The sequence below is a fragment of the Flavobacteriales bacterium genome, from assembly GCA_025210295.1.
Classification (GTDB): Bacteria; Bacteroidota; Bacteroidia; order Flavobacteriales_D; family Parvicellaceae; genus S010-51.
In genome coordinates, this window is sequence record JAOASC010000001.1 from 88076 (window position 1) to 97814 (window position 9739).

At 34.4% G+C, this 9739-nt stretch carries 9 protein-coding genes; 2 read left to right on the forward strand and 7 right to left on the reverse strand.

Annotated features, from left to right (window positions below; all coding sequences use genetic code 11):
- Positions 1–24: 24 nt before the first annotated feature.
- Both N4A35_00400 and N4A35_00405 read left to right on the forward strand, forming a co-directional pair.
- Positions 25–597, forward strand: coding sequence for a 5-formyltetrahydrofolate cyclo-ligase (locus tag N4A35_00400; protein ID MCT4579848.1), 573 nt, complete (start codon positions 25–27; stop codon positions 595–597).
- A gap of 251 nt (positions 598–848) precedes the next feature.
- Entirely contained in the window at positions 849–1478 is a 630-nt protein-coding gene (locus N4A35_00405; protein MCT4579849.1) for a hypothetical protein, read from the forward strand.
- A gap of 20 nt (positions 1479–1498) precedes the next feature.
- Here the strand turns inward: N4A35_00405 and N4A35_00410 are convergent, their stop codons facing one another.
- The 7 genes from N4A35_00410 to N4A35_00440 form a co-directional block, all read right to left on the reverse strand.
- A complete protein-coding gene (locus N4A35_00410; GenBank protein MCT4579850.1) occupies positions 1499–3073 on the reverse strand; it encodes a C1 family peptidase in 1575 nt (524 codons plus the stop codon).
- A 10-nt stretch (positions 3074–3083) separates the two neighbouring features.
- A complete protein-coding gene (locus N4A35_00415) occupies positions 3084–4670 on the reverse strand; it encodes a DUF853 domain-containing protein (GenBank protein MCT4579851.1) in 1587 nt (528 codons plus the stop codon).
- Between the two features lie 39 nt (positions 4671–4709).
- Complete coding sequence (locus tag N4A35_00420) at positions 4710–5273, reverse strand: DNA-3-methyladenine glycosylase I (protein MCT4579852.1); 564 nt, start codon at positions 5271–5273, stop codon at positions 4710–4712.
- Positions 5274–7445 (reverse strand): GEVED domain-containing protein, encoded by a 2172-nt coding sequence (locus tag N4A35_00425; GenBank protein ID MCT4579853.1) that lies wholly within the window; start codon positions 7443–7445, stop codon positions 5274–5276.
- A gap of 41 nt (positions 7446–7486) precedes the next feature.
- Positions 7487–7888 (reverse strand): META domain-containing protein, encoded by a 402-nt coding sequence (locus N4A35_00430; protein ID MCT4579854.1) that lies wholly within the window; start codon positions 7886–7888, stop codon positions 7487–7489.
- Positions 7885–8334 (reverse strand): heme-binding domain-containing protein, encoded by a 450-nt coding sequence (locus N4A35_00435; protein MCT4579855.1) that lies wholly within the window; start codon positions 8332–8334, stop codon positions 7885–7887. Before N4A35_00435 ends, N4A35_00430 begins: the two co-directional genes overlap by 4 nt.
- Before the next feature lie 3 nt (positions 8335–8337).
- Positions 8338–9739 (reverse strand): T9SS type A sorting domain-containing protein (locus N4A35_00440; protein MCT4579856.1); only part of this gene is annotated, 1402 nt, incomplete at its 5' end.

Genomic DNA, 9739 nt, shown 5'->3' on the forward strand with positions numbered 1-9739 from the left:
TAAGATCAATAAATTGTTAATAAAATGGATAAAAAAACAATCAGAGCTCATTTTAAAGCGCAAAGAAAACAACTTAACCCACTAACTACCAAAAGGTTATCAAAAGAAATCTTTAAGCTATTGATTAGTGATTTTGAGCTAAAAAACAGGGTTATTCATACTTTTTTTAGTGCAAAATCCCTTAAGGAAATAGAAATGAGTCCTATTAATGAATTTTTATTTTTAAATGCTAAAAAAGTTGCTACTTCTATCACTCAATTTACCCCGTTAAGCTTAACGCACTCTGAAGTAAATAAAACAACTTCTTTTACACTAGATCGATATAACATTCCTATTCCTAAAGAAGTTATTCCCATCGAAATTAATGAAATTGATGTTGTTTTAATTCCTTTGTTAGCTTTCGATCAAAATGGAAACCGATTAGGTTATGGCAAAGGGTTATATGATTCTTTCTTAAAAGATTGTCGTTCGGATTGCCTTAAAATCGGTTTATCTTTTTTCGATGTATTTTCTTCTGAAATCCCATCAGAACAACACGACATCAAACTAGACTATTGTATTACCCCTTATAAAATCTACGCTTTTAATGGGCTTTAATGATAAAAAACACCAAGGAATCTTTCATCTTGCTATTCTTTTTTGGATTCCCCTAATGCTATTGTCTCTATTTATCCTTAAATCTTGGGTGATTTCTTCTATTTTATTGATAATAGCGCTTATCTTGTTTCTTTTCGTCAAGAAAAAATAATAATTCAGCAACTTTATTCAGAACCTAGTCAAAGTACAACACATTTTTCAACCATATTGTTGTAAATTACTAATGGTTACGCCCTATAAGTCTTCCCTAAATGAAAAAAATAAAGTTGACATATTTCCTATTCATTTCACTTATAATCCTATTTATATGCAGTGGATTCTCGTCTAAAAAGGCGAGTATAGTTCAATATGATTTTGCTTTTAACTTGGCTCCAACCTACAATTCAAATTTAGTTTCATTCGCTATTGTGGCAACAAGAGATGGTAAAGTAATCAATAAGCGATTTATTTCAGAATCAAGCTTTATTCGACAAATATCTGGTATAGAGGCGTCTAAAGCAAACCCTGAAAACATTAATTACTTTGAAAAATATGAATTAACAGACTGCTTCTACAAATATGACTCAATCAGAGACCTCTATGTTGATGGGTATAACTGTTTTCGATTAACTGATTTATGGGCATTAAAATATGGAAGAAATCCTATGTGTCCACAAGGGTGTACTCCAAGTGCTAATATGTTGGTAAAAGGTTGGGCTGCTCAAAATTCTAGACCATCTTGGCCTCAACTTCAAATACTACAAGAATACGGAGTTATATACATTGACGATATGTTTTATGGAGAAAATATGTTTCGTCTTTTTTCTGATATGAAAGACTCTAAATGGATTAATAAGTATGTTAATGCAGGAAGATCAAACAACAACAGAAGTAAAAGTTAAGAGCTAGTTATTCCACATTGTTATTTATCGACCTCTAAAACAACAGCAACCATATTTTGAGTTGTACTATTAGCCCTAAAATTGATGGTATTTCCTCCTTTAAACTTAACATCTGTAATCAGCTCTTCTTTGAGTGTATTGTACACTTTATCTTGATATGAATTCCCATCTGCCTCATTAATCGCCTTATTTAATAAGTGATAATCTAATTGTTGTTTAGCTACTACTACAGCAAAATGATCTTTATTTCCTTTTGAATCTGCATATAATGAATGATCTTTTGGAAATAAACGTGTCCCAGTAATTCCACAATAAGGAGAATGTTTAGCTGTATATGGAAATAAAACATAACTAGTTCCATCTGTTTCCTCACCAAAAATATAAGTATAACATGCTAAACTATTGGTGATCTCTACTTTGAAGTCTTTATTCACTTTTAACAAATTTGCTCCTTTAAACAGTATCCCATCAGAATAATTAAAAGGGATATATTGGCCTGTTTCATTATAAACAATCCCAATTTCAGCTTCTAATTCAGTTGTATTTACTTCTGTTGCATTCCCCATTGGATATAATCCATAAGCTTCTCGATTAAAATGTTTAAAATCAGAATATTTTATCCAAAAAACACCTTTCTTTCCCCAGGTTTCCCCCCAGCTGTTCATTATTTGAAAAGCGCCTTCTGATTTTGTCTTATAATCATCATAACCTATTACGCACATGGCATGTCCACCAAATCCGCTCATATTATAATCTGAACGTGTAGGATTCCACATTGTTTTCCCATTCATTTTTGACATAAAAGTTCCTCCTACCATCATTCCAATCACAACAGGTGCTCCTTGCGCTAAATTCTGCTTGATTGCCAACATATCTGTATGGTAGTTATTTCCTCCTTTGCTCAAACGATTAAAACCTTTCGTTTTATATTCTGAAGCAGCTATTAACTCTTGTCTCGTTGGTGTTTTGCTACATGACTTTTCATTGTAAGCAAATTTAGAAAACGGGAGTGATCCTCCATTTTTCATTACTTCCATGGCCCTTTGTAAATAGGTTCCCTGACATCCATCCAGTGCTATTTGATTGTATAAGAAAGAGGGGCTAAATGCCACTTTATTAGGATCTGCACCTGTTGCTCTAGCTTGTTGAATCGTTCTCGCAGCATAAGCACTACTCCATCCCACACAAGATCCTTGACTTCCTTGATTTTTTCTTTTAGGACAATACTCTAAAAGTGAAACTTTTTCTGGCAGTGGATTTTTTACATTATCAGCCAAGGGTTCAAAGACTTCAGCTTGATCATAAACCTTTTCATCCATCTCCAAACCAGTACCGGCAAAAGATTGAACAATATTTGCTATGGCCGAGTTCGTTCCAGACTCCCCATTTCTCGTCATTACAAAATAGAGAATTCCTCCAACAATAAGTAGTACGATACCTACTTTGGGGTTCTTCCTGAACAAATTAATTAACATAGGAACCAATGCTAACGCTAAACCTCCACCAGATCCACGGTTTCCGCTATTTCTATTATATGTTGGTCGAGATGATCGACTATTCGAAGTTCCCTTGTCTTTTCTAATTCTAATTGGCATAATTATTCAACTACTTTAAACCTAGAATCCCCAATAAACCTCTTGTTAACTCTCTGACTAATGTTGTTCCAGCTTTATCGATTAATTTATCAGTCGCTGATTTTCTAGGACGTCCCCTTCTCCTAGTAGTCGTTGTTGTTCTTCTTCTACTTTCTCGCTCTCTAATTTTTCGACGTTCTTTTTCTAATTTTTCCTGCTCTTTTCTTAGCTTAGCTTGATGTTCTTCTTCTTGGGCTCTCTTTATTTTTCTATCCAGAACCTCGTAAGCACTTTCTCTATCTACCGCTTGATTATACTTATCTCCCAGTTCAGAGTTTTTGATCACTTCTTTGATTTCTTGATCTGTTAATACTCCCATTCTTGTAATTGGAGCTCTCAATAAAGTAGCTGCTAATGGAGTTGGTATCCCTTTTTCGTTTAATGCTGTAACTAAAGCTTCTCCTATTCCTAATTGTGTTATGATTTCATCTGTTTCATAATAATCAGTTAAAGGATAATTCTCTGCAGTTTGTTTAATTGCTTTCCTATCTTTTGCTGTAAAGGCCCTTAAAGCGTGTTGAATCTTTAATCCTAACTGCCCTAAAACATCATTAGGGATATCTGTTGGAGTTTGTGTACAGAAAAAGATTCCCACTCCCTTTGATCGAATCAACTTAATAATCACTTCAATTTGATCCAATAACTCATCACTTGCCTCTTCAAAAACTAAATGAGCTTCATCAATAAAAAGACATAATTTAGGTTTATCATTATCACCAGCTTCTGGAAAAGTCTGATAGACTTCTGCCAACAAACTCAACATAAAAGTTGAAAATAACTTGGGTTTATTTTGAATATCGGTTAAACGTATGATCGAAATTTTCCCATTTCCTTCTTTATCTGTTAATAAGAAATCATTGACCTCAAAAGAACGCTCTCCAAAAAACAATTCAGCTCCTTGTTGTTCTAATTCAACGACTTTTCTCATAATTGTAGAAATAGAAACCGATGAAATTTTCCCATACTCTTCCTCTATTTCTTTTTTCCCTTCACCATTGAGGTATTGCAAGGTTTTTCTTAAATCTTTTAAATCCAACAATGGTAATTGATGATCATCACAATACTTAAACATGATGGTTACAATCCCACTTTGTGTATCATTCAAACCTAAAATTTTTGAAAGTAGTACTGGACCAAATTCAGAAACTGTGGCACGCATTCTAGTCCCCGGCTCATTTGAAATACTTAAAAGTTCAATAGGTAATGCTTGTGGTTGATATGCTTCTCCAATGGCACCATGCCTCCATACAATATGATCATTACTTTCTCCTGGTTGAGCTAATCCACTTAAATCACCTTTAATATCCATTAAAACAGATGGCACTCCATTTAAAGAAAGCTGTTCTGCCATCACTTGCAATGTCTTTGTCTTTCCTGTTCCTGTAGCACCAGCAATTAAACCATGGCGGTTTAACGTTTTTAACGGTATTTTTACTTTTGCATCCGCTACAGGTTCACCATCTAACATTGCTCCACCTAAAACTATGGAGTCTTTTTTAAAAGTATTTCCTTCTACAATATGCTTTCTAAATTCTTCTATTTTTTTTTCTGTTGCCATGGTTATCTTCTATAATATTTTAGCTAAAATCTAAGGTAATTATTTTAATTCGTTATATCTAAAACAATCGGTTGTATGATCGTTTACGACTCCTATTCCTTGTAAAAAAGCATAACAAATTGTCGTTCCTATAAACTTAAACCCTCTTTTTTTTAAATCTTTGCTAATACTATCAGACAAAGAGGTTCTTGCAGGAACTTCTTGAGCAGTTTTCCACTGATTTTGAATCACTTTATAGTTAGTAAATGACCAGATATATTTATCAAAAGAACCAAATTCTTCCCTTACTTTTATAAAGGCTTTTGCATTGGAAACTACGGAGTTTACTTTCAATTTATTTCTAACAATTCCTTTGTTGCTTAACAATTCATCAATTTTTCGTTCTCCATATTTCGCTACAATTTCCCAATCAAAATCATCAAACGCTTCTTTATAGGCTGTCCTTTTATTCAACACCGTTGCCCAACTCAATCCAGCTTGTGCTCCCTCTAATGTTAACAGCTCGAATAATAACCTATCATCATGAACAGGCACTCCCCATTCTTGATCATGATAGTGGATTTCACTTTCGGTCTTTTCAGACCAAGAACATCTTTTTTTCATTTAAAACTTTACAACTTTTTGGCTATATGTTCCAAAATTAGTTTTTAATTGAACAATATAAATTCCTGAAGGTTCTCTTAACAAATCTATAACTGGATTAGCTGTAACTGACGACAGATTAACAAGTTTTCTACCTCTCAAATCTGTAACAACAATGGAAGTAATTTGATCTTCTAAGCCTTGTAAATCTATCGTAAAGTTTTCTTGTGTTGGATTAGGATATATTTTTACTAAATCAAAATGAAGCTCATCTATAGCATTGGTTCCTGGAATCACAACAGTATAATCTTCAACTTCTCCATAAGCAGAGGTTCCACATGGTGAGATTGGTCCATCATCTGGCGAATAACTAATTCTTACTCTCATTTTCAAGTTACCAGAAGCTGCTGAATTAGGAACTGTAAAAGTGAAAGAAGTACTTGCTCCATTTGCGATTAAAACATAAGCAACTCGTTCTCCATTATCCGTAAAATCTCCATCATTATTCCAATCTATCCAAGCTGCTACTTCATCATTAGTATAAGCAGGATTAGTTGACCCAACGATTGCTGTTCCTATATTTAGGGTATAAGTTTGTCCTCTTGACAATGTCGTTGAAGTTGAAGTAAAATTAGAATAGTTATTACACCCTGATGTTTTATTAATCGTATTTAATGTTACATTCTCGATGTACTCGTCACAAGAAGTAGAAGTAGCATTACAATGATCAATAGAACCTCCTCCTCCAGAACATGGAGAATAAGCTCCTGCTAATGATGTAGCGCCTGTATTGGAAGGGTCTAACCAAGGTTTTAGACGTTCATTAGCATTCGTTCCTTCCTGATCCCAAGCTCTATTCATTTTTCCATATAAATCAGGTGAGTTTGGAGAAGTACAAAAAGAAGCTCCTCCTGATAAATGTCCTACAATTAAACCATTTTGATTAAATAAAGGTGAGCCAGAAGAACCTCCTTCTGTTACCCCATGCCCATTAGCGGTAGAAACCCAAGTTACTCTCCAATGCGCATTTGCCCATCCACTATTATAGGTAGAAGAAATCGCTACACTACTATAGGTAGAAATTTTCTTTTCATCTCCTGCTGGGTGATGAATTCCTACACCTGAAGTTGGAGAAGAACTAGCGCGATTCCACCCCGCAAAATAAGCGTTATATGCTGCTGGTATATTGTTATTTAATTCTATCAAAGCAAAATCAGCTCCTGAAACTTGATTGGCTCCAGTATTTACATAATTTCCTAATTGAGAGGAAGAACGTAACATCCCTCCCGACATAGTTTGAGAGCGAGCACCAGTGTACTGAGCCGTATTTCCAGGAACACATGTAGGTCTTTGGTAATTAAAATACCAAGTATGATTATTAATATTTGAATTTGAAGTTGGTTCGCCACAATGATTAGCTGTCAAAATATATGGTGTACAATCATTGGCGGTATTATTAATGACAGCACCTGAACAAACATACCCATTTCCACCAGAAACAAAACTATAATGCACAACAGCATCTCTTTGGCTTTCCCATCCTGCAATTTCAGAACAAGCTACGTCCACTTCACAAGATTGATGCTGTTTATATACTGCTTGCCCCTCTCTAAAAGCTGCTACTCGATCTTCTACACCTCGGTAATAATATGCTACATTTCCTATTTTAATATTAGGCAATTCTGTACTTCCATAAGGCAAATAATACTCCAAAGTTATCAACTCTCCCTCAATCATTTCCATCGCATAAAAGGTTGGAGTATTAGCTGAGTATGCTCCTACAAATTGAGAATGATTAGCATTATAGGCATGTAATTTTCCCCCTTTAGGGATCGCTACAGCTTCAGAAAAATATAAACTTAAAGCTTGAGCATCTGGAATTTTAATTCCTAAACGCCAAATTTTATCCCCATTAGCTAAGGTTTTCCATGTTCCAGAATTAAGTATATCTAATGATACAGGTTGCAATATTGATACTCTATAGGGCTTCCCCTTTTCACTATCCTCTGCATCATCGACCATTACTTGAGCCAAATTAGGTTTCGCTAATTCAACGACTTGATAATCTATTTTTACTGCTCTCTTTTCTCCAACTACTACTTTTTCAAATGTTGTTGGAAGTCCTCCTTCACTAATTTGAGAAAAACTAGCTGTAGCAGCTAACATCCCTAATCCAAGTATAATTTTTTTCATATAATCAATCTTTTAGTCTTCGATAAAATTAGTCAAATTTATTATTGCATTTTCTTAAATTTGACCAACGACTTTTTATCTGAGTTGTATAAAACTAATTCCCCTTTATTTATACTGTATGTTTTAGCTTCTTGTAGTTTATTAAAGTATTTTACTTCTTCACTCAACTGATCACATCCCATTTTTGTTGCCACGATTGCTGAAATTGTTATCACTTGATTTTCTCCCAATTTTAATTGCCCTCCAAATCCATTACAAGCTCCTTTTCCTTTTACTCCATCTCCCTCAATAACAAGCGTCTGTTTAACTGATGACTCTTTTTCTCCCAAATGCGTTACAACCCAAGATGAATCTTCTAGCTTAGTAGTTTGAGTTGTTCCTTTCTTTGTCTTACATGAAAATAAAGATAAAATGATTAATGTTGAGAATAAAATTGTTTTCATAGTTTTATATTTTCCGATTTTGTTTTAAACCAATTATAGAAGCCTTCCAACTTCGAATGCGCTACTCTTGCTTCTTCATGAAACAACAAATAGCTCGCCAAAGGCATTTGACGAGCTCCTATTTGTTGATAACATTTATACAATAAATCTTTTTGGACTGCTTCCTCGTAATTCCCCCATATAGAAAAATTGAGGTGTTCCCTTCCATTGCTAACATGACTGCCTATTGACCAAGATATAGGTGCTATAGCACTATAAGAAGGGTATTTTGTTTCATAAGAATGGCAATCATAACAAGCCGTTTTGATGAAAGCTTCTACATCTTTAGGAGGCAATTCTATTTCTATAAAATCTAAGTGTCCCTCTACTTTTGGTACAGTTTTATCTATACCAATAAATTGTATTAGAATGCTTACAATTAATGTGTATAGACCAACTTTCTTCAATATCTACTCAATTAATAGCTGAATGCTCTTATTTGTTTCTTTGATATTTATATAATAAATACCTTTTGCAAGGTCTAAATTTAACTGATGATTTTGAATTTTACTAGTGGATTGATAAATTATTTCTCCTAAAGCATTAGAGATACTAAATTCAAAAGCTTCAGTTGACTGCACATTAAACACTCCTGCATTAGGGTTAGGATAAACAATTACTACTTTCTTTTCTCCTAAATCTTCTATGCTAACATTTTGTAGATTATAAACTTGTTCTCCAACACATCCATTAAATCCAGTTGTTAAAACTGAATATACCCCATTACTGGTTGGTGTGTATTGCTGATTGGTTGCTCCATTAATTATGTTACCATCTAAATACCATTGATACCCATTACCAATCGACGAAACCAAATCTCCATTGACCATATTAATTGTAATCATTGGAATTGCTTGAACAGTTAAGTTTAAAGTCACCACACTATCACAACCATTATTGGCTGTAAAAACTTCCGAATAGGTACCACCTGAAACATAATATTGTCCTCCCAACTGTACAGAATCTCCTGAACAAATCGTATCGAATATTGCTGCACTTGTAGGTGTAAACATTGTTAAGGATAACGTAACGATACTATCACAACCTGCTACAGATTGGAACGTCTCAGTATAAGTACCTGTTTGGGTTAGGTTTTGAGTTCCAAAACTATACGAACTCTGACATGTTGTATCCGAAATAGTTGCCGTAGTTGATTGTTCAACTTGTAATGACAACGTTACCATACTGTCGCAGCCATTACTATTGGTATACACCTCTGTATAGTTCCCCGCTTGGCTTAAAGCTTGACTTCCAAAAATGTATACATCTCCCTGACATATTGTTTGCGTTATTGAACTATTAGAAGTCGAATTGACAATTAAATTTAAGGTCACTACACTATCACAGCCTCCTGTATTAGTAAAAGTATTGGTATAGATACCAGCCGTTGATAATTGTTGCCCTCCAAACATATATGAATCTCCCTGACAAATCGTTTGGTTAATACTATTAGATTCTGGAGTACAGCCCCCACCTGTTGGAGTACAAGTTACCGTTAAGGTATAACTTCCCTCTTCTGTCCCTGTATTTCCGTAACCATCAACTGCGATTAAATAAGTTCCTGGGGCTAAATTTGTTGCCGTTGCTGTATGGTCATGACGAGCTAAACATCCTCCTGTTGTACAACTACTTAAAATATGAATGTCTAAATCTACTCCATTCAAATTCGTTAAGGCAGCTGTTAAATTTGATTGTTGTGTAATCGTAATGGAATGAATCTTTTCTTTTCCATTTTCAGGTTGTGGCGCACAACTGGTATACGCTGAAATGTTATTTTGACCATCTACAGTAGTCCCATTATAAGGTGTTCCA

Bases quoted from the DNA above. Each gene is read 5' to 3' on its own strand.
- N4A35_00430 (MCT4579854.1), bottom strand. From the start codon at position 7,888: ATGAAAACAATTTTATTCTCAACATTAATCATTTTATCTTTATTTTCA.
- N4A35_00400 (MCT4579848.1), top strand. From the start codon at position 25: ATGGATAAAAAAACAATCAGAGCTCATTTTAAAGCGCAAAGAAAACAA.
- N4A35_00410 (MCT4579850.1), bottom strand. From the start codon at position 3,073: ATGCCAATTAGAATTAGAAAAGACAAGGGAACTTCGAATAGTCGATCA.
- N4A35_00420 (MCT4579852.1), bottom strand. From the start codon at position 5,273: ATGAAAAAAAGATGTTCTTGGTCTGAAAAGACCGAAAGTGAAATCCAC.
- N4A35_00405 (MCT4579849.1), top strand. From the start codon at position 849: ATGAAAAAAATAAAGTTGACATATTTCCTATTCATTTCACTTATAATC.
- N4A35_00415 (MCT4579851.1), bottom strand. From the start codon at position 4,670: ATGGCAACAGAAAAAAAAATAGAAGAATTTAGAAAGCATATTGTAGAA.
- N4A35_00425 (MCT4579853.1), bottom strand. From the start codon at position 7,445: ATGAAAAAAATTATACTTGGATTAGGGATGTTAGCTGCTACAGCTAGT.